This is a genomic window from Tomitella fengzijianii, from assembly GCF_007559025.1.
Lineage (GTDB): Bacteria > Actinomycetota > Actinomycetes > Mycobacteriales > Mycobacteriaceae > Tomitella > Tomitella fengzijianii.
On sequence record NZ_CP041765.1, the window covers coordinates 1405187 to 1430537 of the forward strand.

Sequence of the window (25351 nt, forward strand, 5' to 3'; positions counted from 1 at the left end):
CCGGCCGTTTGAGCACTCCGACTACACGAGTGCCAACGCCTCCATGGTAGAGGTTGTTCCCCGCGTCGTCAGTGCCGGTCTATGCGGACCACTCCACGACGGGGCGTGAGGACCGTTCCGACGCGGACGTCGTGCGGGTCCTCGGGGAGCTCGTCGACGAGTTCCCCGTCGCCCACCACACAGACCATCGCCGCCCCCGGGGCGGCGAGCGGGAGCGTCCTGTCGTAGTAGCCGCCGCCGCGCCCCAGGCGCACGCCGCGCAGGTCCACGGCCACCGCGGGCACCAGGATGAGCGTGGCCCCGGCGATGGCCGAGGGGGCCAGAACCGGCCCCGGAGGCTCGAGCAGCCCGTACCGGGCGGGGCGCAGGGAGCCGCTTCCCGTGTACTGCGCCCAGGACAGCGGGCCCGGCGCGCCGGTGACCGGGACGAGCACCCGCAATCCGGCGGCCAGGGCGTCGTCGAGCATCCGCACTCCGCCCGGTTCGGTCTCGGTGGGGACGTACGCGCAGACGGTCGCACCTCGTGGCAGCGTGGTGAGGATCTCGGTGCGCCACGTCGCCGCCAGGGACTCGCTCTCGGCACGAAGGTCTTCCTGCGCCGCGGCGGCCCGTCGCGCGCGGAAGCGCACGCGCCAGCCATGTTTGTCTCCGGCGGCGGGAAGGGTGTGCGGGGACGCCCCGCCGTCTTCCCCGCCGCGGTCGGAGCGCGCCGGCCGCGTCTCGCGGCCCGGATCCTTGCTGGACATCCGTGTTGAACCTCTTTCGCCATGCGATCCGCGCGCTGCGGCCCGGGACGGCGCATTCCTCGGGATTGCGCCGTTTTTCCCGCGTGCTGAACTCGGCATCGCGCCGCTCGATCGCCGTATCGGGTCGATCAATCGTTAGGGTAGGGCCATGACATCTCGGAGTGCGGCGGACGAGCCGGCGGAATCGTCGCAGTGCGGCAAGGGGCCGTTCCGCACGGCGATCGTTCCCGCGGCGGGGCTGGGGACGCGTTTCCTGCCCGCCACCAAGACGGTGCCGAAGGAACTGCTGCCGGTCGTGGACACGCCGGGGATCGAGCTGGTGGCGGGCGAGGCCGCCGAGGCCGGCGCGCGCCGGCTGGTGATCATCACCAACGAAGGCAAGGACGGCGTGGTCGCGCACTTCCGGTCGGATCCGGACCTCGAGGCCACGCTGGCCGAGCGTGGCAAGAAGGATCTGCTGGCCAAGGTGCGCCGGGCCCCGGAGCTGATCGACGTGGAGGCGGTCGTGCAGCCCTCGCCGCATGGCCTCGGCCACGCCATCGGCTGCGCGGAGCCCGCACTGGCCGACGACGAGGGGGCCGTGGCCGTGCTCCTGCCGGACGACCTCGTCCTGCCCACCGGGGTGCTGGCGCAGATGGCGGCTGTGCGCAGTGAGTACGGCGGATCGGTGCTGTGCGCGTTCGAGGTGCCGGAGGACCAGGTCAGCTCGTACGGGGTGTTCTCCGTCGAGTCCGCCGGCGAGGCGGGCGACGACGTGCTCCGCGTGACCGGCATGGTGGAGAAGCCCGCGCCTGAGGACGCGCCGTCGACGCTCGCCGCGGCGGGACGGTACATCCTCGACCGCGCGGTGTTCGACGCGCTGCGGCGGATCGAACCCGGTGCCGGCGGGGAGCTGCAGCTCACCGATGCCATCGCGCTGCTGATCGACGAGGGGCATCCCGTGCACGTGGTGGTGCACCGGGGCCGCCGCCACGACCTCGGCAATCCCGGCGGGTATGTGCGTGCCGCCGTCGACTTCGCGCTGGAGTCGGACGAGTACGGGGCGGAGCTGCGTTCCTGGCTCCTCGAGCACCTCGGCGTGCCGCAGGACACCGCGCGCGCGTGAGCGCGCTGCGCGATCGGATCGCCCGTCGGTGCCGACGGCGCGTGCGACCATGACCCTCGGGTCGGCAGGCATGGAAGGGGACAGCCGCTTGCGTTCGGTGGAAGAGCAGCTCAGTCGCGTGACGGCATCGGCCGTGGCGCCGCGGCCTGTCCGCGTCGCGATCTCCGAGGCGCAGGGGCTGCTGTGCGCGGAGGAGGTCGTGGCCACGCGCCCGCTTCCCGGCTTCGACCAGGCGGCCATCGACGGTTACGCGGTGCGCAGTGTGGACGTGCGGGACGCGGGTTCCTCGTCCGCCGGGCCGGGCGGGGGACCGGACGAGCTCACGTTGCCCGTGGTCGGCGAAGTCGCAGCGGGATCGCGCCGGCCCACGCGACTGCAGCCGGGGCAGGTGGTGCGGGTCCGCACCGGCGCCCCGCTTCCCACGTTGGCGGACGCGGTGCTGCCCACCGGCTGGACCAACGGCGGGCATGCGCGGGTGGCGGTGTATCAGCCGGTGCTCTCCGGCGCCTACGTGCGGCGAGCCGGCGACGACGTGCAGCCGGGCGACGTGGCCGTCAAGGCGGGGACGATCATCGGGCCCGCGCAGGTGGGGCTGCTGGCCGCCGTCGGCCGGGACAAGGTGCTCGTCCACCCTCGGCCGCGCGTCGCCGTCATCTCCGTGGGCGGTGAGCTCGTCGACATCGACCGCAACCCGGGCACGGGCCAGGTGTTCGACGTCAACTCGTATGCGCTGGCCGCCGCCGCGCGTGACGCCGGTGCCGAAGTGTCGCGCGTCGGCATCGCCGGGTCCGAGCCCGGGGAGTTCCGTGAGGCGGTGGAGAGCTATCTGATGCGCTCGGAGATCATCGTGATCGCCGGCGCCGCCGGCGGCATAGCCTCCGAGCGGTACCACGACGTGCTCGCCGAGCTCGGATCGCTCGAGGTCTCGCGCGTGGCGATGCACCCGGGGTCGGTGCAGGGCTACGGGCTGCTGGGGGCGGAGAGCGTGCCCACGTTCCTGCTGCCGGCCAACCCGGTGAGCGCGCTCGTCGTGTTCGAGGTGATGGTGCGGCCGCTCATCCGCATCGCTTTGGGACGCCGCCGGCCCATGCGTCGGAAGGTCCGGGCCCGCACGGTCGCCCCGATCAGCTCCATCGAGGGGCGCACGGCCTACCTGCGCGGCCAGCTGATGCGCGACGAAACGACGAACGAGTATCTGGTGCAGGCGCTCGGCGGGGCCGCAGGTTCGTCGTCGCACCTGCTCGCCACTCTTGCGGAAGCGAATTGCCTGGTCACGATCCCCCCGGAGGTCAGCTGGGTGGAAACGGGAGAAGATGTCGAGGTCGTCTTCCTGGCGCAGCAGGGTTAGGCCGCACAGTGTCGGCGACGGGGCGTCGGCCGGGCGCCGGTGAACGTTCTGAGCATCCCGGCTGGCCGGCGCGCATCGGCGCGTTGCAGGTGCCGGCCGGCGTGGTGACGCTGCGGCCGGTGCGGATGCGGGACGCGAAGCAGTGGAGCAGGGCGCGCGTCCGGGACGAGGATCATCTGCGGCCCTGGGAGCCGACGGGATCGGAGCCGTGGGTCATCCGCCACCGGGCCGCGGCCTGGCCCGCGATCTGCGTGCGGCTGCGGATGGCGGCACGTCACGGCGTCATCATCCCGATGGTCATCGAGGTCGACGGAAAGTACGCGGGCCAGCTGACCATCGGCAACATCGTGCGCGGTCCGTTGCGGTCGGCGTGGATCGGGTACTGGGTGTCCACCGAGTTCAGCGGCAGGAGGGTGGCGTCCGCCGCGGTCGCGCTCGCCGTGGACCACTGCCTGTCCCGCGTGGGGCTGCACCGGTTGGAGGCCACTGTGCGCCCGGAGAACCTCCCCAGCCGGTCGGTACTGCGCAGGGCGGGGTTCCGCGAGGAGGGGCTGCTGCGCAACTACATGGACGTCGACGGAGCGTGGCGTGACCACATCCTCGTCGGGATGACCACGGAGGACTTCCCGGACACCGCCGCGGCGCGGATGGTGCGCGCGGGCCGTGCCCGATGGCATTGACCCGCACGGCATGCCGTCGCCCTGTGATCCGGTGCCCGCACGGCGTGGCACGTTCAGATGAGCCCGGTATGCCTTTAGCCTGATATGCACGGCTACCCGTCCGGGTGTCGTCGGATGAACAGTGGAGGGGGTCGCCGCGTGCCGAACTCGCTTGTATGGATCGGGTTGGTCGTCGTGTGGATCTTCGTGCTGTTCCCCATGGTCGCAGGCCGTCGGAAGCCGGTGCGGCGCACGGGCGAAGCGACTCTCGCCACGCGTGTACTGCATCGGGGCGGAATGGCGCGGCCGGTGCGCCGGGGGCCCGCGTCCGGCCATGCCGGGGACCCTGATTGGGAGCCCACGGAGGAGCAGGAGCGGGCGCGTCACCGGCAGTTCGAAGACCCGGACACCACGCGAGCGGAGGCTCAGATGGACAGTGGCACAACCCGCCCTGGCGGCTCGGACGTCGACGGCGAGGTCCTCGATGCCGAGGTGGTGGAGGAGGACGCACCCGCCCGCGGGCAGCGGCGGTCGGCCGCAGCGGAGAGCGATTCCGACGCCGCACCGGGCCACCCGGACGCAGGGGACGCGGATGAGGACGAGCGCGAAATGACGGCGGCGGCGCGCGCGGATTCCGCCGGCCAGGACACGGCCGATCCTGAGCATGCCGCCCCCGATCATGCCGCCCCGGAACCGGCGGTCTCCACGGCACTGGACACGGTCGAGGGCGGCGCGGCGCCCTACCGCAAGGGCCGCGGCGGCTTCGATCCCAAGGCGGACGCGATCGCCAGCGCCGAGCGGTACCGGACGCGGCAGCGGGTGGTCATGTCGATGGCCGGCGGCATCGTCGTCACCGCCGTCTTCGCGTTGGCGTTCATGCCGTTGTTCTGGTGGGGCACCGCTGCCTTCGCCGCCGCGGTGGTGCTGTATCTGGGGTATCTGCGCAGGCAGGTGCACCTGGAGGAGCAGATCCGGCATCGGCGCATGGCGCGGCTGCAGAAGGCGCGGAAGCAGGAACAGGTGGACCGGCGTGCCCGTGCCACGGTGCCGGGGCCGCCGCAGCGCCGCGGCGTGGTGGTGCTCGAATCGGACGACGGCGACCCGGACTTCGAGCACCTGCCCCCGTTCGAGCACGCCGCGCAGCAGAACTTGCGGCACGCATCGGGTCAGTGAAAATGGCTGGTCAGAACCCGATTTCGTGTGCAAGTCCGAACCTGCTATTGTTTTTCCCAGCGGTCCACAAGACCGCTTCGGGGCTGTGGCGCAGTTGGTAGCGCGACTCGTTCGCATCGAGTAGGTCAGGGGTTCGATTCCCCTCAGCTCCACCCCGCTGAATGCCGGAGTACCCGTTGAGGTGCTCCGGCATTTTTCGTTTCTTCCCCGCTCGTGGCGCATTCTGGTGCGCGTCGTCGGCCCGCCGCACCCGTGTTGCGCGGGCCGCTCGTCTCTTTGCCTGCGATCGCGTGGAACCGGGTCTTGGACCGGCCCGTGTGCGGGTGGCGCGGAATCCCTACGACTACCGTGGGAGACGCGGCGAAGCCGCTGGCTACTATGGCGGCATGCGCTCTCAGAAGGGGACTTTCCGGGCCCTCATCGCGATCTTCGTCGCAGCGGTCTTCCTCGCCGGATGTTCGTCTGCCGGGTCCACGAAGTCCGCCGACGGCAGGGGTGCCGCGGGCGATCCGGCCGTCTGGATGGCGGCCTATGGGCTCGACGGCCTGGGCGGCCGGGAGATCATCGACACCCTCGACAGGCTGCCTGTCGCCGAACGCCCGGACGATCTGCTCGCATCGGTGCGCGCGGATCAGGTGGTGCTCTCGCGCGCGGACGGCGGCGAGGTCTCCGTGCCGTTGCCCGCGGACGAGTTCTACGTGTCCGTCGCCCCCTACACGGACGAGACGCACGAGTGCTTCTACCACAGCCTGACCACCTGCCTGGGCGAGCTGCGGAACGCCGACGTGCGCGTGACGGCGACCGACGCCGACGGGACGCAGGTGATCGCCGCCGAGGACCTGCGAACGTTCGACAACGGTTTCGTGGGGATGTGGCTGCCGCGGGGGTTCGGCGGCACCCTCACCATCGAGCGTGACGGGCGTACCGCCACGGTCCCCGTCGCGACTGGTGCCGACGATCCCACCTGTCTGACCACCGCACGGCTGACGTAGTCGCGTCAGCCGTCGACGCCGTGGTCGGCGGCGAATTCGGCGACCGCCTGCGCGATCACGTCGGGCGAGTGGAACGGCAGCCAGTGGCCGGTGGCCAGATCGGTGCGTGAAAGCTCCGTCACCCACTGCTCGGCGTCCGAGTAGATCGCCGGCCGCAGAGCGATATCGCGGCGGTTGACGAGGAGACGCACCGGGACCGTCGTCGTGCGCGGGTCGGGCCGGCGCAGCCGGGGAACGATGTTGGCCGTGTAGATGCGCAGCCCGCTGATCATGTCGCGCTGGAGCGAGGGTGCCAGGTGGATCCGGTCGGGCGGAGTTCCGTCGATGACGCGCAGGAACCGGCGCCAGAGCGCGGGCCGTCCGGCGGCTCGGAAGAACAGCCGCGGCAGCACCGGAGTCATGAAGAACCCCGTGTACGCGGACGACGCCAGCTGGCCGAGCGCCTGGCCGACGCCGCGCGCAGTGGGGCGGCGCAGGCGCGCCCGCACCCACACGGCCAGGTGGTCCAGGCTGGGGCCGGAGATCGACGTGAACGTGGCGATCCGCTCATCGGCGTCCGTGCGGCACACGGCCTCCCAGCCCTGCACCGAGCCCCAATCGTGGCCGACGAGGTGTACCTTGCGGTCGGGGCTGACGGCGTCGATGACGGCGTACAGGTCGTCGGCGAACTCGTGCAGGCCGAACCCCGACACCGCTCCGGGGACAGTCGACTCGCCGTGGCCGCGGGTGTCGTAGGTGACGACGCGATGGTGCTCGGCCAGTGCGGGCACCACGCCGTCCCAGAGGCGGTGGGTGTCCGGCCAGCCGTGCACGAGCAGCACCGTGGGCCCGTCGGGGTCGCCGTGCTCGAACACCGCCAGGCTGATGTGGCCCCGGGTGACGGTTCTGCGGCGGGTGACCGGACGGGTCATGGCGGTGCTCCTCGGGTGGTCCTGCGTGTCGAGGGCGCGGATTCACGGCTTCCGGCACTCGCTATTGCCCTATTGTCTAACAGTGGGCGTGACGGATTGCACATCCGAGGCCGTGGCCGGGCCGTGGACGCTCCGCGGACGGACGGGTCGGATGCGGCCGAAGGTCCGAGGTCAGGCGTCGGCCAGCAGCGCGATGCAGTCGATCTCGACGGTGGCCCCGTAGGGCAGAGCGCTGACCTCCAGGAAGGTCCGTGCCGGACGCGGGTGGGAGAAAACCTGCTCGAACTGGCGGTTGGCCTCGTCCCGCAACGTCACGTCGGTGACGAAGTAGGTCAGTTTCACCACGTGCTCGAGCCGGCCGCCGACGGTGGCGAGTCGCTCCGTCATGCGCGCGATGGCGGCTTCGAGCGCTTCGACGCGGCCGGGAACCGCCGTGCCCTCGGGATCCACGGACAATGCGCCGGAGACGAAGGCGAATCCGCCGGCTGCGAATGCCGGGCTGTAGGGGTGCGGGTCGGGAGTGCGGCCGCCCGGGCCGTCATGCGGAGTCAATGGGGCTCCCTCATCGTCGGAGCGCCCGCGGCAGTGCCTGTCGACCGGGGGTGTCCGAGCCGGCGGCCGCCCGCGGGCAGTGGAGTCGAGTCGTGCCGGACCTTACCGACGCGGAGCCGGCGCCGCCGCTGGTTCGGTCATCACCGCCCTCCGAACCGCCCTCCGGACAGCGCTGGGGCTCTATCCTCGGCTCATGGGCGAGAGCACCTGGACCCGGGAGGGCATCGACGCGGCCGTGCGAGAGGCGGCCGAAGGCCTCGGCGAGGGCGGCGTGCCGGTCGGCGCGGCGCTGGAGGTCGGCGGCGTGCTGGTCGCGACCGGGCGGAATCTGCGGGTGCAGGCCGGCGACCCGACGGCGCACGGGGAGATCGCGTGCCTGCGTGCGGCGGGGCGCCGAGCCTCGTACCGTGATGCCGTCCTCTACACCACGCTCGCGCCGTGCGCGATGTGCGCGGGGGCGATCATCCAGTTCGGCATTCCGCTGGTGGTGGTCGGGGAGGAGCGCACCTTCGCAGGCGAGGCCGGGCTGTTGCGTAGCCGTGGAGTGGAGGTGGAGGTGCTGGACGACCGTCGCTGCGTCGACCTGATGTCCCGGTTCCAGCGCGAGCACCCCGGTGTCTGGGCGGAGGACATCGGCGAGGCGCCTCCGCGTCCGTGACTCTGCATCGCGGCCCGCACCGACGGTAGAATGGGGCTTACGGTACGGGGGAACTGCAGGGGCGCAGCGGAAAAGGGGGTCTGTAGTGGTTGCGCGCACGGTCGACACCGTCTTCGCGGACGTCTCCGGATACCAGCGGCCCGTCGACGACGGCTACCCGCACCGCGTTCTGTCGATCAAGTCCAATGACGGCACCATCCGCGACCCGAACTTCCCCGGGAACTACCGGTGGATGCGCGGCGCCCTCGACGACGGTCGCCTGGAGTTCGGCATCGTGTACTTCTACTGGCGGCCCAACTGGCGCACGTGCGTGTCGGTGCAGCAGTCGATGATCGAGGCCGCCGGCGGGCTGCACCCGCGGATCGCCTGCATGATCGACGTCGAATCCGACAGATCCCAGTACGGGGACCACTCCGCGGGGATCAACGGCGCGTTCGGCCTGCTGGCGCGGTGGCTGGGCGATCGCCGCCGCGTCATCGGCTACGCGAATGCGGGCGACTTCCGCTCGATGTGGCCGGACCGCCCCGCAGGCCTCCGCATGATCGGTGCGGGCTACCCGGTCGATCCCCGCCTGCCCGGCGAGATCGCGCACCAGTACACCGACGGCACTTTGGGCGGCATCCCCGGCTACCCGACGGGGGCACCGCCGTTCGGGCCCTGCGACATGAACCTCGCCGCCGGTGTCGACGCCGCTGCGCTGGCCGCCGAGTGCGGAATCGCGCCTCGGGGCAGGCAGGCGCCCGCACTCGATGCCCGCGCCGTCGAGCAGCACACCGGGAAAGCGGCCGAGTAGCCGCGCGCCGCCTCAGAGGCCGAAGCGCTCCACCACCTGCTCCCGGCTCAGCCCGAAGTCCTCGAGCGAGTACCTGTGCACGGGTTTGCGGGCGCCGGAACGGCTCTCAGCGTGCATGGCCTCCATCGCGCGCTGCGCCCCGGCGCTCAGCGTGATCCCGAACCTGTCATACACCGCGCCGACGGTGCCGAGCGGATCGGCCACGAAGTCCGAGTACTCGACGTCCACGAACTGCGCGGGATCGTACTGGGCCCGTGCCGCGTCGAACGTGTCGATTCCGCGTGCCCACAGCTCGAGCTGGCCCGGGCCGATGTTCTCGCCGCGGAACACCTCCGACCACCCGTCGGTGGCGTGCGAGGAGAGGCTGCACGCCGAGGCCATCGCCGTCACCGGGTCGCGGTGCGTCTGGATGATCAGCGCGTCCGGGTACACCGCCATGATCTCGTCGAGCGCGAACAGGTGGCTGGGATTCTTGAGCACCCAGCGCTTGCCGGCGTCGTTGAGCCCGATCAGCTGCAGGTTCCGCTTGTGCCGTGCGTAGGCGCCGGTCCAGTCCTGGCCGGCCAGCCACGATGAGTAGGAAGGCAGGTTGCCCAGGCATTCGTAGGATACGGATCTGAACGTCTGGCGCAGCAGCTGCCAGCATTCCTCCACCTCGGCGGCCGACATGTAGTGCACGCCCATGAACTCGGGGTTCTCCACGTGGTGCTTCCGGAAGCCCTCCTCGATGGCGTGGAACACCGGGTTGGACTCCCACGTGTCCCGCGGCGGTCGCGGCTGCGGCATGTCGGCCAGCCACATCTCCAGTCCCTGGTGGCCGGGATCGGCGTTGAGGAGCCGATGCAGCGCCGTGGTGCCGGTGCGCGGCAGGCCGGTGACGAAGATCGGGCGCTCGATGGCGACGTCCGCGTGCCCCGGGTGCTGCTTCCACGCCGCCTCGGACAGCAGGCGCGCGACGAGGGCGCCGCGGAGGAACACGCGCGACATCTTGCTGCCCAGGGGAGTGAGCGACTCGTCGCGGGCGTAGGAGTCCAGCAGCACGCCCAGCGCTTCGGTGTAATCGTCCTCGCCGAAGTCGTCCAGGCCGGTCTTGGCGGTCGCGGATGCGTGCAGGTCGTCGATGGTTCCGACGGTGGTGCGGTCGGTGGAGGTCATCGTGCGCCTTCCATGGGTTCGTGGGCCGGGGCCCGTCAGTGGTGGTACTCGCCGCAGTTGACGTCGATGCATTGTCCGGTGATGGCGGCCGCCATCGGTGAGGCCAGGAAGACGACGGCGTCGGAGATCTGGTCCGGTTCCGGCAGCCGCCGCAAGTCGGAGTTCGCCGCGGTGTGGGCGTAGATCTCCTCGACGGTGGTGCCGTACTTGTCCGCCTGGTGCGCGAAGTACCCCTGGAGAGTGGGGCCCCAGATGAAGCCGGGGGCGACGGAGTTGACGCGGATGCCCTGCGGCCCCAGCTCGGTGGCGAGGGACTGCGACATCGACAGCAGCGCGGTCTTGGCGAGCTTGTAGCTGCCGTAGCGCTCCTGCGAGTGGCGCAGCACCATCGAGTTGATGTTGACGACCGCGCCCGCGGACTCGGCCAGCGCGTCGGTGAAGAGCTGCGTCAACCGCAGCGCACCGAACACAGTGAGCTCGATCGCCTCGTGGATGTGCGCGAAGTCGGTCTGGGAGAACGGTTTGCGTGACGGGATCTTGAAGGCGTTGTTGACGAGGGTGTCGACCCGTCCGAACTCGGCCATGGCGGCGTCGCAGAGTGCGGCGGCGGAATCGGCGTCGGTGATGTCGGTGGGCACGACGAGCGCGCGCCGGCCGAGCGCCCGCACCTGCTCGGCGACCTCGTCGAGACGGTCCTTGGTGCGCGCCGCGAGCACGAGGTCGGCGCCCTGCCCTGCGCAGCGCAGGGCGATCGCCTGTCCCAGCCCGGGGCCCACGCCGGAGACGACGACGACGTTCCCGTCGAGCAGACCCGCGCCCGCGTTCGGCTGTGTGCTCATCCGAGCATCCTTTCGGCGAACTGCGCCTGGCGCAGGGCGATCCGCCCGGCTTGCGCGTCGGCGGTGATGGTGTTCTGCGAGTAGTAGGGAAGGTGCGCAGCGACCTCGTCGAACGGCACCACCTCCAGCGTCGGGCCGTCGTCGGGCGTGTACTCGCGGGAGGTGCGTTGCCAGCGGAACTGCATGTACCCCCGCGTGTGCCCGAGGGTCGCCACGTGGTTGACGATGCCCGGGTCGCGTTCGGAGACCACGATCCGGATCATCCCGTCGGGATCCACTTGCGCCTGAGCGTTGTTCAGCGACGTCTGGTGGTTGACGTAGTCGAGCGAGATGTACCACATGCTGCCCAGCTGGAATCCCTGGTAGGGCGCGTCCGAGCGGGGCACGGTGATGACCATCGCCTGGTCGCCGGTCAACTCGTAGTGCCCCACCGACGAATACTGCGTGGCAAGTCCGCCCGGGGTCAGGCGCGGCTCGGACATCGTGTTCACCGGCAGGTTGAGGTAGAACCACTCGGGGAACTGCAGCCACGTGCGTACGCGCTGCACCAGGGCGCGTCCGGCGCGCTCATAGCGTTTGTGCGCGTCGGCGAGCGTGAACTGTGCGGGCGCGGTGCCGGCGGTGTCCGCCCGGCGCACGCGCACCGACAACGGGGAGCGCGCCTGGTCCCAATCGCTGTAGACCTCGCGGATCACCAGCTGTCGCGATCCGTCCGGCAGGGCGAAGTAGTTGCGCTCCGCCGCCGCGCGATCAGCGTCGGGCCCGAAGTACACCTCGAAGGCGCCGTCGGGGTCGATGTCCAGTTCACGGTCGTCGAAGGCGAGTGAGCTCGGCGGCACCTCGGAGTCGGTGTAGGCCCCGCCGATGACCTGGAAGCTGATGTCGGCGGCGTCGCCGCGTCGGCCGGTGACGACGTACTCGCGCCCGGCCTCGACGGCGCATCCGTAGTAGAGCGTGTCCGGATTGTCCAGGCCCATCTTGGTGTAGGGCCCGGTGCCCTGCATGAGGACGGGATGCGTGCGCACCGGCGCCCACGCGCCGTGCAGTGTGGAGGCGACGCAGCCGGCGAGGTACTGCATGCCCTCCACCAGGTCCTGGTCGGTGCGCACGTGCGGCGCGCCGGCGACCAGGCGTTCCGCCTCGGCGACGGCATCGGTGAACGGTCGCGTGAACCGTCCGGCGTCCGGTGCCGCGTGCGCGGCCGCGTCGTCGCCGCGTTCCTCGGTGGCTGTCACGTGGTCTCCTCGTCGGATCGGGGAAGGCCCGGACCGGATGGTCTCGAGCAGGGTGCGCGTCGCACGTGCTCCGCGCAGCTGGTACAAATACGTACCGAGCCGGTAGCTTTTGCAACGCGATCCTGTCACCGGGGCGCGGGGAAGGTCAATGGGTGGTACCGATGGCGGACGCACAGCCGGGGGAGGGGGCCCGTGCGGATCGTGGCGAACGGCGGTCCCCGCCGGCCCGGCGCGTGATCAGGATCCTCGATCACTTCGTGCAGCACCCGGACCGGCGCTATGGGCTCTCCGACCTGGCCCGTCGCCTGGAGATCAGCAAGCCCACCTGCCTCGGAATCCTGACGGAGCTCTGCGCATCCGGCTACCTGGTGCGCGACGACGCGGATACCACCTACGGGCTGGGACCCTCGCTCATCGCCGCGGGCCGCGCGGCCAGCACGGGCCTGCCCATGGGGGTCGTGGCACGCCGCCACCTGGAACTCCTCGCCGCCGAGTTCCGCTCCGCCTGCACCGCATCCGCGGTGGCGGGTGGCAGGATCGTGGTGCTCGAATCCGTCGGCCCGCTGCCGGAGGGAGGACGGTCGGCCACGGGCAAGACCTACCCGTTCGCGCCGCCGGTGGGCCTGATGTATGCGCTGTGGGAACCGGACGAGGTGTTCGAACAGTGGCTGTCGCGCGAGCCCACGGCGCCCGTCCGCCTCGACCGCGATCGGCTGCGCAGCGTGGTGGCGCAATGCCGCGCGCGCGGGTACCTGGTGGACAGGCTGACCCCGGCGGGGCAGCGCCTGTATCGCCTGATGGCCGGGTTCGACACCGCGGACCTGCCGGAGGAGGTGCGCGGGCTGGTGGGCGAGATGGTCACCAGTCTGGGCGAACGCGTGTACCTCCCCGACGCGGACGACGTGGACGTGGCGGCCGACGGGCGGCACCGGGTCAACGTCATCGCGGCGCCGGTGTTCGACGCTGCCGGGCGTCAAGCGATGGTGGTGACCCTGCACGTCGGCGACGAAATCTCGCGCGATGAGATCGAGCGGAGGGCCGCTGCGCTGCGCGGTACCGCGGCCGCGGTGACGGCGGAGCTGCACGGCTCCGACCCTTTCGCGTGAGCGGCGCAGTCCGGTCGTGCGCTGTTTGGCGCGGCGGCTCCGCGGGTACTCCTGCCGTGACGGCTCTTCCGACCCAAGGAGGTCGACATGCGTACCCGGGATTCCGCGGACGACCGTGAGGGTTTTCTGACGATGCCGCGCAGCCGCGGCGCGATCAGCGGTGTGCTGCTGATACTTCTGGGCGTGTGGGGCGCGATCATCCCCTTCGTCGGCCCATTGTTCGGATTCTCGTTCACCCCGGACACGGCGTGGGAATGGACGGCGGCGCGCGGATGGCTCGAGGTGCTGCCGGGCGCGGCGGCCATCCTCGGCGGCCTGATCCTCATCGGGAGCGGCAGCCGCGCATCCGCGCTGCTCGGCGCCTGGCTCGCCGCCGCGGCGGGAGCCTGGTTCGTCATCGGCAGGACGCTCGCCGATCCGTGGGGGATCGGCGACGTCGGCGTGCCGACCGGGACGGGCAGCGGGATGCGCGCCCTCGAGGAGCTGGCGTTCTTCAGCCTGCTGGGCGTCGTGATCGTCTTCCTCGCGGCCGCCGCGCAGGGCCGCGTGTCGGTGCGCGGCCGTCGGCCGGTCGGAGCAGCGCCGGCGGGCGGGCCGCACACGCACGTGCCGATGGGCGGCGTAGGTGCGGAGCATCCGGACGAGGTGCAGCAGCGCCCGGGCGCGCACGAGTACGGGCCCGCGCAGGGCCAGCAGGGGCCCGGGCGCTGAGGTGCCGATGAGGCGGCGGCCCGCGGGTACCGTTCATGGTGGCGCGTCGCCCCGGAACTCCCGGTGCGGGCCCGGATCCGAACGGGGGCCGCAGGTCCGGTTGCGGCACGCCTGTCCGAGCCGAGGAAGGGGACCGATGGGCTTTGTCATGAAGAACCAGAAGACGGGGCTGGACCAGGTGCGCTCCGACGGCGCCCGCAGCGCGCCCGACATCTCGGCGGTGGGCGGTGCGGCGTCCATCGCGGTGACGGTGTCCTATCCGCACGCGACGGACGGAGACGAGTGCCGTGTCGCTTTCTATCCGCGCGGCGCGGATGCTCCGCTGCAGGCCTTCGTACGCCCCGCGCCCATCGACGAGGCCGCGGTGACTCTGACGTCCGATCATCCGTCCGCCACCCACGGCTTCGAGGATGTCGCCGCGGGCGATTACGACGTCTATTACCACCTGCGCACCAGCCGCGGCGACGCCACCGTGTGGACCAATATCGCTCCGGACCGTCTCGAGGACACGCCGGCGCCGATCCGCGTGACCGTCGGCAGCGTCACGCAGCAGGGCATCGCAGACGCCGGGGGGTTCTTCGGCAGTGCCGGCGGTGGCGTCACGCTGGGGCTCTAGGCCTCGCGGCGCATTGCGCGACGCCCGCGACGGCGCAGACGGAATCCTGCGGGACCGGGCGGCCGGCACTCCCGGTGCGTGAGAACGGGTCCGCGTCCCGCGTGGAGTTGCTGTTGTCATCGGAAGCAGTGACCGGTCGGACGCCCTGACCGGCGGACGGGACGGAGGACGGATGACCGCGGATGCACCTGGGCTGCCCGGCGGCGCGACGGCCACGGCGCAGGAAGCGGCCGCCGGTGTGGACTGCACCGGAGTCACGGCGCTCGTGACCGGTGCGGGCGGCGGGCTCGGGGAGCAGACCTCGCGGGCGCTGGCCCTCGCGGGAGCAAGGGTCATCGTCACCGCCCGGCGAAGCGGGTCCGCGGAGGCGGCAGCGCAGCGCATCCGGGATGCGGTCCCGGGTGCCGGCGTCGAGACGCTGACGCTGGACCTCGCCGATCTGCGCAGCGTCGCCGGTGCGGCGGCCACCGTGTCAGCGCGGTCCGGAGGGCTGGATCTGCTGATCAACAACGCGGGGGTGATGTACGCGCCGCTGTCGCGCACGGCCGACGGGTTCGAGTTGCAGTTCGGCACCAACCACCTCGGCCACTTCCTGCTGACGACGATGCTGCTGCCCGCGCTGCACGGGGCCGCGGAGCGTTCCGGGACGCCGTCGCGCGTCGTCACCGTCTCCTCGGATGGGCACCGCGGCTATCCGGCGGACCTCGACGACCCGAACTTCCACGCGCGCGACTACGACAAGTTCGCCGCGTACGGGCAGTCGAAATCCGCGAATGCCCTGATGACCGTCGAACTCGAATCGCGCTGCGGCGATGCCGGGGTGCACGGCTTCGCGGTGCACCCCGGGGTGTGCGGCACGGACCTGGCGCGGCACATGGACCGCGCCGATTTCGCGCGGATGCGGCAACTGGTCGCAGACAGCGGTTCGTCCGCGCTCGACACGCTCAAATCGCCCGCGCAGGGCGCCGCGACCTCGGTGTGGGCCGCGACGGCGCCCAGCCTCGACCAGTATGGCGGCGCCTACCTGTCTGACTGCGCGATCGGGCAGGCCGCCGCGCACGCCCGTGACCCGCAGACCGCGGAGAGACTGTGGGAGCTGTCCGAGCGTCTGGTGGCCGCAGCGCGCTGAGATATTCCCGACGGGGTGGGCCGGACTGCACCGGGGCCGAACGCTCAGCCGCCGACGTCGACCAGGTGGTGCTCGAGATCATGGACGAGGTATGCCGCCAGCGAGAGGGTGGTGAACCGTGCGCCGTCGCCCCGGGCGCCCTCCCGGCCCCATGCGTCGCCGTGCACCGCGGCGAAGCCGTCCGCCAGCGCGGCTGCGGCCGCGGCGTACTCCCGGGCCACCGTGTCCGGGTCCTGCGCGTTGTAGCGGCCCGTCACCTGCGCGGCATTCTGGTCCCAGTCCGGGAAGCGGGCGGGATGCGCGCCCGCCGAGGTGCGGACGATCAGGTCGAGACGTTCTGTGAAGGTGCGGCAGACGTCGCGCACGTGGCACGCGTACTCGAGGGGCGACCACACGTCCGGCGCGGGGCGTGCGGTGCTGCCGGGGCGGGTCGGCACCGCGGCCCACGGCCGAATGGTGGCGCGGATGCGATCGGCCGCGGTCGCTGGCGTCACGGTGGACGGGTCGAATCCGCATGCGGCGCAGGGCTCGCGGGTGATCGTCGTCCAGTCGCGGGTTTCCGGCGGGACGGGATCGGTGGGATCGGGAACATTCGGCATGACACCATCATCGTCCCCTCGCGGACATCCCGTTGTGTCCCGGCGCCCGGCCGGGTCACGCGAGCGCCGTGTCCACCAACGCGCGGATCGTGTGGTCGTCGAACCCCAGACCTCGTGCTGTGCGGACGAACTCCACCGCGGCGCGCTGCGCGTCGCGCCGCGTCACGTCTCCGGTACCGGCGATGAAGGTGCCGTTCCGGCCGCGCGTCTCGATGACGCCGGCGGACTCCAGCTCCCGGTAGGCCCGCGCGGCGGTGTTGGCGGCGATTCCGAGTGCGGTGGCAAGGGCGCGGACGGTGGGAAGCTTCTGGCCGGAGATGAGGTCCCCGTCGCGGACCAGGGTCATGACCTGCAGACGGACCTGATCGAATGGCGGAGTGGGCGAGTCGTGGTCGATTGTGATCGCCTCGATGCCGGTCATATGAGCTCCTTCGGTGCGGTCCATTGAGGCGGGGCGCCGGCCCCCGAGCGGCACGCGGGGCGGGCGGGTCACCGCCAACTGGGCAGCCACAGTTCCATCTGCCAGTGTGCGTCGGAGATGACGCGGCCGGTGAGGATCGGCCACAGCCACACGTAGTTCGCGATGACGAGGGCGACATAGCCGCAGACGATGATCAGGCCGAGCCGCCGGCGTTCGCCCGGACGGTACGCGCGCGGATGCGCGCCGGCGAGCGCGCGCGGGTTCCCGTCCCGGCCCGGCGGACCCGCCCCGTGCGGCGTGGGCCGAGGGTTCCGCACGCCGAGGATCTCCCCGAGCACGAGCGTGATCGCCAGGATGAGGAACGGGGCGAGGCCCACGGAGTAGAAAAAGTACATCTGCCGGTCGAGGTTGAGGAACCACGGCAGATAGCCGGCCGCATAGCCGACGAGGATCCACGTGTATCGCCAGTCGTGCCGCGTGATGATCCGCCATACCGCCCACGCCGCGACCGGCAGCGACAGCCACCACAACGCCGGGGTTCCCACGATCATCATCGCGCTCACGCACTTGTCCGCGCCGCAACCGTCCACTTTGTCGCCGTCGGCGAAGTAGTACAGAAGGGGGCGCAGGCTCATCGGCCAGGTCCACGGCTTGGACTCCCACGGGTGCCGATTGCCCGCGGAGTTGGTGAGATGCTCATGGAACTCGAGCACGTGGGCGCTGTAGTACCAGAGGCTGCGGAGGGCATCGGGAACGAAGGAGAAATCGCCGCCGGCCCCGACCTTCCAGCCGACGGCGTGCCGGTCCACGCCCACCTCGCTGGCGAACCACGCCCACCAGGAACCCAGGTACGTCAGCAGGGGCACCAGCACCAGGCTGGCGAGCGCGGCCGGCGTGTCGCGGACGAGGGTGCCGACCCACGGGCGCCGCACGCCGAACCGCCGGCGCGCCGCGACGTCCGACATCACGCAGAGCAGCCCGAAGAACGCGACGTAGTACAGCCCGCCCCACTTCGCGGCGCAGGAGAGCCCCAGCAGGACGCCGGCGCCGAACCGCCACCAGCGGAAGCCCAGCCGCGGCCCGAAGGCCGAGTCGTGGATGCGCCCCTCCACGGCCACCAGCGACAGGCGGTCGAGGACCTGCTGCCGGTCGCACAGCAGGCACGCGAAGGCCGCGACCATGAACACGGTCAGGAAGATGTCCAGCAGCGCGGTCCGCGACGACACGGTGAGCACCCCGTCCGCAGTGGCCAGCAATCCCGCCACCGCCCCGAGCAACGTCGATCCGGTCATCCGCCGCGCGATCCGGATGATCAGCAGCACCAGCACGGTGCCCGCCACCGCGGAGGCGAAGCGCCAGCCGAAGCCGTCGTATCCGAACATCCACTGCCCCAGCGCCATCAGCTGCTTGGCGAGCGGCGGATGCACCACCAGCTCGTAGCCGGGGTTGTCCTCGATCCACCCGCCGCCGATCATCTGCCAGGCCTGCGGCGCGTAATGCTTCTCGTCGAATACAGGCGTGCCGGCGTCCGTGGGGTTGCCCAGCGTGACGAACCTGGTCACACCCGCGATCGCGGTGATGACGATGGTGGTGATCCATCCGCGGAGCCGGTCGGTCGCAGCGGCGGCGCCCGGGGGCTGTCGACTGTCGGGGCCTCCGCGGCCGTGCGGGCCCGTCCCCGGCGGGGCCGTGGCGCGCCTGCCGAACGCCCGGTGCGACGGCGCCGACGGGAGTTCGGCCGCCGCCGATGCGTCACCCGCGGCGTCGGTCCTGCGGGCGGTGGTCATCGGCGGCACACGACGATGGTAGGCGTTCCGACGCACACAGTGGATGTCCGTAGGCTCAGCTTCCATGGAAGAACGCGACGCCCCGACGGAAGAACGCGACGCCCCGACGGAAGAACGCGACGCCCCGACGGATGTTCGCGGCGCTGTCAGTGCACAGTCCGCCGGCGGCGGGCCGGCGGACGGGCGCGGCCGTCTGATCCTGGCGGCCACCCCGCTGGGCGAGATCGGTGACGCGTCACCGCGACTGCGCGCTGCCATCGCGGAGTCCGACGTTGTGGCGGCCGAGGACACGCGGCGGACGCGGGCGCTCGCCGCAGCGCTGGGCGTGACCATCGGTGGGCGGGTGGTCAGCTTTTACGACCAGGTCGAGTCGGCACGGATTCCCGCGCTGGTGGAGGCGGTCGCGGCCGGGGAGTCGGTGTTGCTGGTGACGGACGCGGGAATGCCGTCGGTGAGCGACCCGGGCTACAGCCTCGTCGACGCCTGCATCGCCGCGGGCCACAGGGTCACCTGCCTTCCCGGACCGTCCGCGGTGACGACGGCCCTGGCCCTGTCGGGACTGCCCGTCGACCGTTTCTGCTTCGAAGGGTTCGCCCCGCGCAAGCCGGGAAAGCGCCGGGACTTCTTCGCGACGCTCCACGACGAGCCGCGGGCGAGCGTCTTCTTCGAGTCACCACACCGGCTCGCGGCGTGCCTGGCGGATGCCGTCGAGGTGTTGGGTGCCGAGCGGCGGGCGGCGGTGTGCCGTGAGATGACGAAGACGTACGAGGAGGTGCGTCGCGGAACGCTGGGGGAGCTGGCAGCCTGGGCCGCGGAGGGGGTGCGCGGCGAGATATCCGTGGTGCTCGCCGGTGCGGTGCCCCGCCGTCGTTCGGTGACGGACCTGGTGGGGGAGGTGGAACGACGCGTGAGCGGCGGGATTCGCCTCAAGGACGCCTGCGCGCAGGTGGGTGATGAGGAGGGACTGTCCAAGAGGGAGCTCTACCAGGCTGTTCTCTCGGCGCGGGAGTGACGGCGCCGCTGCCGTCCGCCCTGGATGAGGGGACCAGGCCGATGATGCTGGCGGCCTTGTCCAGGCATTCCTGCCATTCTGCCGCGGGATCCGAGTCGGAGGTGATCCCTCCGCCCACGCCCAGAACCGCCGAGCCGTCGTGCCGGAATTCGACGGTCCGGATGGCGACATTGAGCTCGAGCCCGGCGACCGGTGAGAACATGCCGACCGTGCCGCAGTAGACGCCGCGGGGGACGCCCTCCCACCCGTCGAGGAGGTCGCGTGCCCGGGCCTTGGGGGTACCGGTGACCGAGGCCGGGGGGAACGTCGCCGCGATCAGCCCGGCGTCGGCCGTCCCCGTCGGCAGCGTGGCGGACACCGTGGAGACCAGGTGCCACACGCCGGGGGCCCTACGGACCTCCAGCAGTCGGCGCGCGCGCACCGAGCCGACGGCCGCCACACGCCCCAGATCGTTGCGCACGAGGTCGACGATCATGATGTTCTCGGCCACGTCCTTGACGGAACGGCGGAGCGCGCCGGGCGGCGAGGTCGACGGTGCCGTCCCCTTGATGGGGCTCGACTCGACGCGGTCTCCGTCGCGCGTGAGGAACGTCTCCGGCGACAGCGACGCGACCGCGCCCCCGGGGCCGTCGATGTATGCGGCGCGCCGGGGCGTGGTCGCGGCCGTGGCGTCGGCGAAGAAGCCCAGCGGCGATCCGGCGTACCGTCCGGTGAAGGCCGTGCACACGCATGCCTGGTAGATCTCTCCGGCGCCGATGGCCGCAAGACACGCTTCGACACCGCGGCGATGCTGCGCCGGGTCGGGGCCGGTCCAGTCGACCGACCAGTGCAGCGCGGGCCCGGTGCGGGCGGCGCTGCGCGGCCCGTCGGCAGGATCGGCGCTGTGCCCGCCGCCGGCGGGGTCGACGAGGGCGGCGATGTCGCGCGGACAGGTCTCGCCCGTCAACGACTCCCACCACCAGCATCCGGCGTCGTCGAGGACGAGCACGCTGTCCGTCCAGGCCCCGGCGGCGGCGGGCAGCCGCCCGTGCCCGGTCGCGGTGCGGGTTCCATCCGGGTACGACAGGTAGCCGATCCACCCGCCGCCGATGGCGCGGTGGCCTCGCGCGTGGGCGCGACGTGACGGTGCCGCAGCGTGATCCGCGGGCGCGGTGAATGCGTGCCGGGGCTCGACGGGTAGGGCCCGGCACTCGGGCGCGATCACCGCGGCGGCGCCGAACCACCGCCCGGTCAGGGCGGCCGGCCCGGCCGTGTACCGGTGCGCGGAACGTGTCCCGAGGCCCCGGAGCACCGCAGAGGCGGACGCTCCGGGGCCCAGTCGCTGTTGCAGCATCGCATCAGGGTGCCATGGGCCCCGACCGGGAGCGAACAGGACCGGACCGGGTGTGAATGGTCCCGGCCCGGCCGGCGGGCCCGGTCCCGGCCGGTGTCATGCGCGGGGCAGGGGGCGGCGCCCTGGCAGACGCCGGCCGCCTGCGGTGATGGTCGCGGTCTCGGCCGCGTCCGTTCCCGCGCACCAGCCGACGGGGTCCACCTTGCCCGCGCGTGTGGGACGTGAGTGCGGGAACAGCCGCTGGGCCTCCCGCCGGACGGCGTCGTCCTGCGCGCGCAGGACCGGGACGAGTGCTCTGTCGTGTACGCCCGCGTCCGCGGCCGCGTCGCGGGTGGCCTGGCGTTGCGCCTCTGCCAGCCGCTGCCCGATCCGGGTGGCGAATCCGACGAGGAACGACCGGCGGAACGCCGCGGTGTGGCCGGGCGCGCTGAAACGCGGCGACCGGAGCTGCATGGCCCGGGTGCATTGCACCAGCAGCGAGGTGAAGAGCAGTTCCACCTGCTCCAGCGCATCGGCGGGTCCGACGACGGTCGCGATGGCCAGCCGCTTGGACCAGACTGTGCGCACCGCGTTCACCTTTCCAATGGCGGAGAGCAGGGTCACCTTCTCCCGCAAGTACGGGTTGTCCAGGTGGATGCGCCGCGCGGACACGGTGAATCCGTTCGCCGGGGCGGACCGGTGGAGCATCGCCGTGTCCACCGAGTGGCGGGTGATCAGTTCCTGGGCTTTCGCCGTCAGAGCCTCGGCCTCGTGCGGGTAGTCGGTGGATTCCGCCTTGGCGAGCAGGGCGCGGATGCGGGCCGGCACCTTGGGATCGACCGTGCCCGGGCTTCCGTCGGCGGCGAGCCGATCACCCGCAGTCGCGGACGACGCGGTGTGCGGACCCCACTGCGACGGCGGCGGGCACAGGTGGGGCCAGTCGGGAAGCGAATCCCACAGGAGCACAAGCCCGTGCGCGGTGCAGTCTCCGATGTAGGATCCGATGCCGGGCAGCTCGGGCGTGCCCGCTGCGGCAACGCGGCCCGCGGAGCAGTGGCCGGACAGGTCCCGCTGCGCCGTCGCGGCGGCTCCCGCGTAGCGGAGCGCCGCGCTGTCCGCGGCGGGCTCGGCAAGCGCCATCGCGCGGATCTGATCCGACCACGACGCGGGGGCGCAGGCCAGGCTGGTGACCCGGTAGGCGTGGACGAGGAGCAACGTCGCGATCAGCCCCGCCTTGACGTCGGAGAAGTGCCGGCCGGTGACATGCAGGACGTCCTGGGGCTGCCAGCCGCGCTCGTAGACGTCGGTGAGGGCGCCTAGCACGAGAGCGGCCACGGACGCTGCGGTACCGCAGGGCCCGTGTTCCCCCTCGCAACTTCCCCCGCCCCTGCCCTCACGACTGTGCTCGCAGCAGCCTGCGGTGCGGCCGTCGTGATCGCGGAACTGCGTGCCGGATGCGGATCCGGTGGCGCCTCGGTACATGATCGTGCTCCCCCTCATGCTCGATGTTCGCGTGCGCGTGCGACGACGATGCGGAACGGTCCGACGGATCCCCGGCCGCGGGTCGGCGCCGAGGATGCCGTGCATCCGTGAATCCCGTGCATCCGTGAAGCCCGTGCATCCGTGAAGCCCGGGGTTTCACGAAGCCCGGGGTTCCGAAGGGATCGGGCATTCGTTCTATCGATCACACGTTCGCCATCGTGCATGAACCCACCGACAAGTTCCGCCCGTCGTACGCAATAGGCTGTGAGCATGTCTTCCTCTGTGCTCACCGCCGTCGCGTGGCCCTATGCGAACGGGCCCCGCCACATCGGCCACGTGTCCGGTTTCGGGGTGCCCTCCGACGTCTTCTCGCGCTATCAGCGGATGATCGGCAACCGGGTCCTGATGGTTTCGGGCACGGACGAGCACGGCACGCCGATCCTGGTGCAGGCGGACGCGGAGGGCATCGCGCCGATGGACCTGGCGGACCGGTACAACCGTGTGATCGTGGACGATCTGCAGGGGCTCGGTCTGAGCTACGACCTGTTCACCCGCACCACCACGCGCAATCACTACGCGGTGGTCCAGGAGCTGTTCCGCACGCTGCACAAGAACGGCTACCTGGTGCCGAAGACCACCACCGGCGCGATCAGCCCCTCCACGGGCCGTACGCTTCCGGACCGGTTCGTCGAAGGCACCTGCCCGATCTGCGGGTACGACGGCGCCCGCGGCGACCAGTGCGACAATTGCGGAAACCAGCTCGACCCGGCGGATCTGATCAATCCGCGCAGCAAGATCAACGGGGAGACCCCGAAGTTCGTCGAGTCCGAGCACTGGTTCCTCGATCTGCCCGCGCTCGCGGACTCGCTCGGCGACTGGCTCAAGGGCCGCTCCGGCTGGCGGCCGAATGTCCTGCGCTTCAGCCTCAACCTCATCGACGACATGCGCCCGCGCGCCATGAGCCGCGACATCGACTGGGGCATTCCGATCCCGCTCGAGGGGTGGCAGGACCGCGGCGACAAGAAGCTCTACGTCTGGTTCGACGCCGTCATCGGATACTTGTCCGCGTCGATGGAATGGGCTGCGCGCTCCGGGGAACCGGAGGCGTGGCGCGAGTGGTGGACGGACCCGAACGCGGTCAGCAACTACTTCATGGGCAAGGACAACATCACCTTCCACTCGCAGATCTGGCCGTCGGAGCTGCTGGGCTACCGGGGCGAGGGCGCGAAGGGCGGCGAGCCCGGGCCGCTCGGCGCGCTCAACCTGCCCACCGAGGTGGTGTCCTCGGAGTTCCTCACGATGAGCGGGTCGAAGTTCTCGACCTCCCGCGGCACCGTCATCTACGTGCGGGATTTTCTGCGCGACTTCGGCCCCGACGCGCTGCGCTACTTCATCTCCGTCGCCGGCCCGGAGACTCAGGACACGGACTTCACCTGGGAGGAGTTCGTCCGGCGGACCAACTTCGAGCTGGCCAACGAATGGGGCAACCTGGTCAACCGCTCGGTGTCCATGGCGTTCAAGAACTTCGGCGCCATCCCGCGTCCGGGCACCGTGACCGACGCGGACGCGGAGCTGCTGCGCACCGCGCACGCGGCGTTCGACACGGTCGGCGCGGATCTGGCGCGCAGCAGGTTCCGTTCGGCCGCCGGTGAGGCGATGCGGGTGGTCTCGGCCGCCAACAAGTACATCTCCGACACCGAGCCGTGGAAGCTCGCCAAGGACCCGGCGCAGGCCGACAGGCTCGCCACCGTGCTGCACACCTCCCTGCAGGTGGTCTCGGACGCCAACGCGCTGCTCACGCCGTTCCTTCCGCACTCCGCGCAGAGCGTGCACGAACTGCTCGGCGGCGGCGGGGTGTGGGCGGCGCAGCCGGAGGTCCGCGAGGTCGACGACCTGGTTTCGCCGTCGCTGCCCGAGGGGCCGGTGGGCGTCGGGCTGCCCGCGGAGGGGCGCAGTTACCCGGTGCTCATGGGCGACTACGCCGCGGAGAAGGCGGTGTGGCGGCGCACCGAGGTGCAGCCGGGCACCCCGTTGTCCAAGCCGACCCCGCTGTTCCGCAAGCTGGCCCCGGAGCTGGGGGAGGCCGGTCCGGAGTGGGCCCCGGTGGACAAGTGAAACGCGAGCGCCCGGCGCCGCCGGTTCCGGAGCCGGCGGGCGAGCTCATCGACGCCCATACCCACCTCGACGCGTGCGGCGTGCACGACGAGGCCTCGCTGGCCGCCGTGCTCGACCGCGCCGGGCGTGCGGGGGTGGGGCGAGTCGTGACGATCGCCGACGACCTCGACGCGGCCCGCTTCGCGGTGCGGGCCGCGCACTGGGACCAGCGTGTCCACGCCGCGGTGGCGCTGCATCCCACCCGGGCGAACGTCCTGGACGACGAGGCGCGGACGGAGCTCGAGGCGCTCGCGGCGGACGACCGGGTCGTGGCAGTGGGCGAGACCGGCCTGGACTGGTACTGGCCGGGCAAGATGGACGGTTGCGCGGAACGCGGCGACCAGCTCGAGGCCTTCGTATGGCACATCGACCTCGCCAAGCGCACCGGTCTGCCGCTGATGATCCACAACCGCGAGGCCGACGACGACGTGCTGGCCGTGCTTGCGTCGGAGGGCGCCCCGGAAACCGTGATCTTCCACTGCTTCTCGTCGGGGCCGGAGACCGCGCGCAAATGCGTGGACGCGGGATACATGCTGAGCTTCTCGGGGACGGTCAGCTTCCGCAACGCCAAGGAGCTGCACGCGGCGGCGGCGATCCCGCCGGACGACGGTTTCCTGCTGGAGACCGATGCGCCGTTCCTGACTCCGCACCCGTACCGGGGGGCGCCCAACGAGCCGTACTGCCTGCCCTACACCGCCCGGGCGCTCGCCCACCTGAGAGGCGAGAGCGTGGAGACGGTCGCCGCCTTGGCGACGGGCAACGCCGAGCGCGTGTACGGCATCGGCAGCCGCGACCTGCACCTGTAGTTCGGGTCGAGGGTGCGGCGCGCGGAGCCGTAAGGCGACACGCCCGCGCA

General features: G+C 71.5%; 25 protein-coding genes and 1 tRNA gene. 15 read left to right on the forward strand and 11 right to left on the reverse strand.

Translation table 11 applies throughout. The annotated features are described in order from the left end of the window. Positions 1 to 68 precede the first annotated feature (68 nt). Positions 69 to 746: a 5-formyltetrahydrofolate cyclo-ligase gene (locus FO059_RS06435; protein WP_143907321.1), complete on the reverse strand. Its 678-nt coding sequence runs from the start codon at positions 744 to 746 to the stop codon at positions 69 to 71. Between the two features lie 148 nt (positions 747 to 894). Here FO059_RS06435 and FO059_RS06440 point away from each other — a divergent pair, with 148 nt between their 5' ends. The 6 genes from FO059_RS06440 (at position 895) to FO059_RS06465 (ending at position 6023) form a co-directional block, all read left to right on the forward strand. Then, positions 895 to 1851, forward strand: coding sequence for a UTP--glucose-1-phosphate uridylyltransferase (locus FO059_RS06440; RefSeq protein WP_143907323.1), 957 nt, complete (start codon positions 895 to 897; stop codon positions 1849 to 1851). Between the two features lie 88 nt (positions 1852 to 1939). After that, a complete protein-coding gene (gene glp / locus FO059_RS06445; RefSeq protein ID WP_143907325.1) occupies positions 1940 to 3199 on the forward strand; it encodes a molybdotransferase-like divisome protein Glp in 1260 nt (419 codons plus the stop codon). 8 nt (positions 3200 to 3207) lie between these two features. Next, entirely contained in the window at positions 3208 to 3879 is a 672-nt protein-coding gene (locus FO059_RS06450) for a GNAT family N-acetyltransferase (protein ID WP_233266810.1), read from the forward strand. A 138-nt stretch (positions 3880 to 4017) separates the two neighbouring features. Next, positions 4018 to 5031 (forward strand): divisome protein SepX/GlpR, encoded by a 1014-nt coding sequence (sepX, locus tag FO059_RS06455; RefSeq protein WP_143907327.1) that lies wholly within the window; start codon positions 4018 to 4020, stop codon positions 5029 to 5031. Positions 5032 to 5110: 79 nt separating this feature from the next. Further along, positions 5111 to 5183: transfer RNA gene (locus tag FO059_RS06460), tRNA-Ala, on the forward strand. A 234-nt stretch (positions 5184 to 5417) separates the two neighbouring features. Then, entirely contained in the window at positions 5418 to 6023 is a 606-nt protein-coding gene (locus FO059_RS06465) for a CueP family metal-binding protein (protein WP_143907329.1), read from the forward strand. Between the two features lie 5 nt (positions 6024 to 6028). Here FO059_RS06465 and FO059_RS06470 read toward each other — a convergent pair whose 3' ends face one another. Then, positions 6029 to 6934: an alpha/beta fold hydrolase gene (locus FO059_RS06470; protein ID WP_143907331.1), complete on the reverse strand. Its 906-nt coding sequence runs from the start codon at positions 6932 to 6934 to the stop codon at positions 6029 to 6031. 171 nt (positions 6935 to 7105) lie between these two features. Further along, positions 7106 to 7486 (reverse strand): RidA family protein, encoded by a 381-nt coding sequence (locus FO059_RS06475; protein WP_143907333.1) that lies wholly within the window; start codon positions 7484 to 7486, stop codon positions 7106 to 7108. A gap of 193 nt (positions 7487 to 7679) precedes the next feature. Between FO059_RS06475 and FO059_RS06480 the strand changes: the two genes are divergently transcribed. Continuing rightward, on the forward strand, positions 7680 to 8144 hold the full coding sequence (locus FO059_RS06480) for a nucleoside deaminase (protein WP_143907335.1): 465 nt from the start codon (positions 7680 to 7682) through the stop codon (positions 8142 to 8144). A gap of 85 nt (positions 8145 to 8229) precedes the next feature. Then, positions 8230 to 8937: a hypothetical protein gene (locus FO059_RS06485; protein ID WP_143907337.1), complete on the forward strand. Its 708-nt coding sequence runs from the start codon at positions 8230 to 8232 to the stop codon at positions 8935 to 8937. Between the two features lie 12 nt (positions 8938 to 8949). Here FO059_RS06485 and FO059_RS06490 read toward each other — a convergent pair whose 3' ends face one another. The 3 genes from FO059_RS06490 to FO059_RS06500 are packed head-to-tail and all read right to left on the reverse strand — an operon-like array spanning position 8950 to position 12061. Then, positions 8950 to 10092, reverse strand: a complete 1143-nt coding sequence (locus tag FO059_RS06490) for a sulfotransferase family protein (protein ID WP_143907339.1) — start codon at positions 10090 to 10092, stop codon at positions 8950 to 8952. A 35-nt stretch (positions 10093 to 10127) separates the two neighbouring features. Further along, the gene (locus FO059_RS06495) at positions 10128 to 10931 is read right to left on the reverse strand and encodes an SDR family oxidoreductase (RefSeq protein ID WP_143907341.1); all 804 of its coding nucleotides are present in this window, start codon (positions 10929 to 10931) and stop codon (positions 10128 to 10130) included. Then, a complete protein-coding gene (locus FO059_RS06500) occupies positions 10928 to 12061 on the reverse strand; it encodes a hypothetical protein (RefSeq protein WP_143910509.1) in 1134 nt (377 codons plus the stop codon). Before FO059_RS06500 ends, FO059_RS06495 begins: the two co-directional genes overlap by 4 nt. Positions 12062 to 12327: 266 nt before the next feature. Here FO059_RS06500 and FO059_RS06505 point away from each other — a divergent pair, with 266 nt between their 5' ends. The 4 genes from FO059_RS06505 (at position 12328) to FO059_RS06520 (ending at position 15728) form a co-directional block, all read left to right on the forward strand. Beyond that, positions 12328 to 13272, forward strand: a complete 945-nt coding sequence (locus tag FO059_RS06505; protein WP_143907343.1) for an IclR family transcriptional regulator — start codon at positions 12328 to 12330, stop codon at positions 13270 to 13272. Positions 13273 to 13359: 87 nt separating this feature from the next. Continuing rightward, positions 13360 to 13983: a hypothetical protein gene (locus FO059_RS06510; protein ID WP_143907345.1), complete on the forward strand. Its 624-nt coding sequence runs from the start codon at positions 13360 to 13362 to the stop codon at positions 13981 to 13983. Positions 13984 to 14119: 136 nt separating this feature from the next. Further along, on the forward strand, positions 14120 to 14599 hold the full coding sequence (locus tag FO059_RS06515) for a hypothetical protein (protein ID WP_143907347.1): 480 nt from the start codon (positions 14120 to 14122) through the stop codon (positions 14597 to 14599). A 172-nt stretch (positions 14600 to 14771) separates the two neighbouring features. Beyond that, the gene (locus FO059_RS06520) at positions 14772 to 15728 is read left to right on the forward strand and encodes an SDR family NAD(P)-dependent oxidoreductase (RefSeq protein WP_143907349.1); all 957 of its coding nucleotides are present in this window, start codon (positions 14772 to 14774) and stop codon (positions 15726 to 15728) included. 44 nt (positions 15729 to 15772) lie between these two features. Here FO059_RS06520 and FO059_RS06525 read toward each other — a convergent pair whose 3' ends face one another. The 3 genes from FO059_RS06525 to FO059_RS06535 all read right to left on the reverse strand — a co-directional run bounded on the left by FO059_RS06525 (position 15773) and on the right by FO059_RS06535 (position 18535). Continuing rightward, the gene (locus FO059_RS06525) at positions 15773 to 16327 is read right to left on the reverse strand and encodes a DinB family protein (protein WP_143907351.1); all 555 of its coding nucleotides are present in this window, start codon (positions 16325 to 16327) and stop codon (positions 15773 to 15775) included. Between the two features lie 55 nt (positions 16328 to 16382). Continuing rightward, positions 16383 to 16748: a GntR family transcriptional regulator gene (locus FO059_RS06530; RefSeq protein ID WP_282451475.1), complete on the reverse strand. Its 366-nt coding sequence runs from the start codon at positions 16746 to 16748 to the stop codon at positions 16383 to 16385. Between the two features lie 68 nt (positions 16749 to 16816). Next, positions 16817 to 18535 (reverse strand): dolichyl-phosphate-mannose--protein mannosyltransferase, encoded by a 1719-nt coding sequence (locus tag FO059_RS06535; protein WP_143910511.1) that lies wholly within the window; start codon positions 18533 to 18535, stop codon positions 16817 to 16819. Positions 18536 to 18599: 64 nt separating this feature from the next. On the opposite strand from FO059_RS06535, the gene rsmI reads away from it, so the two are divergent. Then, positions 18600 to 19547, forward strand: coding sequence for a 16S rRNA (cytidine(1402)-2'-O)-methyltransferase (gene rsmI / locus FO059_RS06540; RefSeq protein WP_143907353.1), 948 nt, complete (start codon positions 18600 to 18602; stop codon positions 19545 to 19547). Here rsmI and FO059_RS06545 read toward each other — a convergent pair. Both FO059_RS06545 and FO059_RS06550 read right to left on the reverse strand, forming a co-directional pair. Next, complete coding sequence (locus tag FO059_RS06545; RefSeq protein WP_143907355.1) at positions 19462 to 20880, reverse strand: aminodeoxychorismate synthase component I; 1419 nt, start codon at positions 20878 to 20880, stop codon at positions 19462 to 19464. The genes rsmI and FO059_RS06545 overlap by 86 nt on opposite strands. Positions 20881 to 20976: 96 nt before the next feature. Beyond that, the gene (locus FO059_RS06550) at positions 20977 to 22194 is read right to left on the reverse strand and encodes a DUF2786 domain-containing protein (RefSeq protein WP_143907358.1); all 1218 of its coding nucleotides are present in this window, start codon (positions 22192 to 22194) and stop codon (positions 20977 to 20979) included. A gap of 417 nt (positions 22195 to 22611) precedes the next feature. Between FO059_RS06550 and metG the strand changes: the two genes are divergently transcribed. Further along, on the forward strand, positions 22612 to 24456 hold the full coding sequence (gene metG, locus FO059_RS06555; RefSeq protein WP_143907361.1) for a methionine--tRNA ligase: 1845 nt from the start codon (positions 22612 to 22614) through the stop codon (positions 24454 to 24456). Beyond that, complete coding sequence (locus FO059_RS06560) at positions 24453 to 25301, forward strand: TatD family hydrolase (protein WP_143907363.1); 849 nt, start codon at positions 24453 to 24455, stop codon at positions 25299 to 25301. Before metG ends, FO059_RS06560 begins: the two co-directional genes overlap by 4 nt. The last annotated feature ends 50 nt before the right edge of the window (positions 25302 to 25351 follow it).

Excerpts from the sequence above, each read along its gene's own strand:
- FO059_RS06465 (WP_143907329.1), top strand. The coding sequence starts at position 5,418 with ATGCGCTCTCAGAAGGGGACTTTCCGGGCCCTCATCGCGATCTTCGTC.
- FO059_RS06520 (WP_143907349.1), top strand. The coding sequence starts at position 14,772 with ATGACCGCGGATGCACCTGGGCTGCCCGGCGGCGCGACGGCCACGGCG.
- FO059_RS06495 (WP_143907341.1), bottom strand. The coding sequence starts at position 10,931 with ATGAGCACACAGCCGAACGCGGGCGCGGGTCTGCTCGACGGGAACGTC.
- rsmI (WP_143907353.1), top strand. The coding sequence starts at position 18,600 with ATGGAAGAACGCGACGCCCCGACGGAAGAACGCGACGCCCCGACGGAA.
- FO059_RS06490 (WP_143907339.1), bottom strand. The coding sequence starts at position 10,092 with ATGACCTCCACCGACCGCACCACCGTCGGAACCATCGACGACCTGCAC.
- FO059_RS06435 (WP_143907321.1), bottom strand. The coding sequence starts at position 746 with ATGTCCAGCAAGGATCCGGGCCGCGAGACGCGGCCGGCGCGCTCCGAC.
- FO059_RS06515 (WP_143907347.1), top strand. The coding sequence starts at position 14,120 with ATGGGCTTTGTCATGAAGAACCAGAAGACGGGGCTGGACCAGGTGCGC.
- FO059_RS06535 (WP_143910511.1), bottom strand. The coding sequence starts at position 18,535 with ATGACCACCGCCCGCAGGACCGACGCCGCGGGTGACGCATCGGCGGCG.
- FO059_RS06545 (WP_143907355.1), bottom strand. The coding sequence starts at position 20,880 with ATGCTGCAACAGCGACTGGGCCCCGGAGCGTCCGCCTCTGCGGTGCTC.
- FO059_RS06525 (WP_143907351.1), bottom strand. The coding sequence starts at position 16,327 with ATGCCGAATGTTCCCGATCCCACCGATCCCGTCCCGCCGGAAACCCGC.
- FO059_RS06530 (WP_282451475.1), bottom strand. The coding sequence starts at position 16,748 with ATGACCGGCATCGAGGCGATCACAATCGACCACGACTCGCCCACTCCG.
- FO059_RS06470 (WP_143907331.1), bottom strand. The coding sequence starts at position 6,934 with ATGACCCGTCCGGTCACCCGCCGCAGAACCGTCACCCGGGGCCACATC.
- FO059_RS06510 (WP_143907345.1), top strand. The coding sequence starts at position 13,360 with ATGCGTACCCGGGATTCCGCGGACGACCGTGAGGGTTTTCTGACGATG.
- metG (WP_143907361.1), top strand. The coding sequence starts at position 22,612 with ATGTCTTCCTCTGTGCTCACCGCCGTCGCGTGGCCCTATGCGAACGGG.
- FO059_RS06440 (WP_143907323.1), top strand. The coding sequence starts at position 895 with ATGACATCTCGGAGTGCGGCGGACGAGCCGGCGGAATCGTCGCAGTGC.
- FO059_RS06480 (WP_143907335.1), top strand. The coding sequence starts at position 7,680 with ATGGGCGAGAGCACCTGGACCCGGGAGGGCATCGACGCGGCCGTGCGA.
- FO059_RS06505 (WP_143907343.1), top strand. The coding sequence starts at position 12,328 with ATGGCGGACGCACAGCCGGGGGAGGGGGCCCGTGCGGATCGTGGCGAA.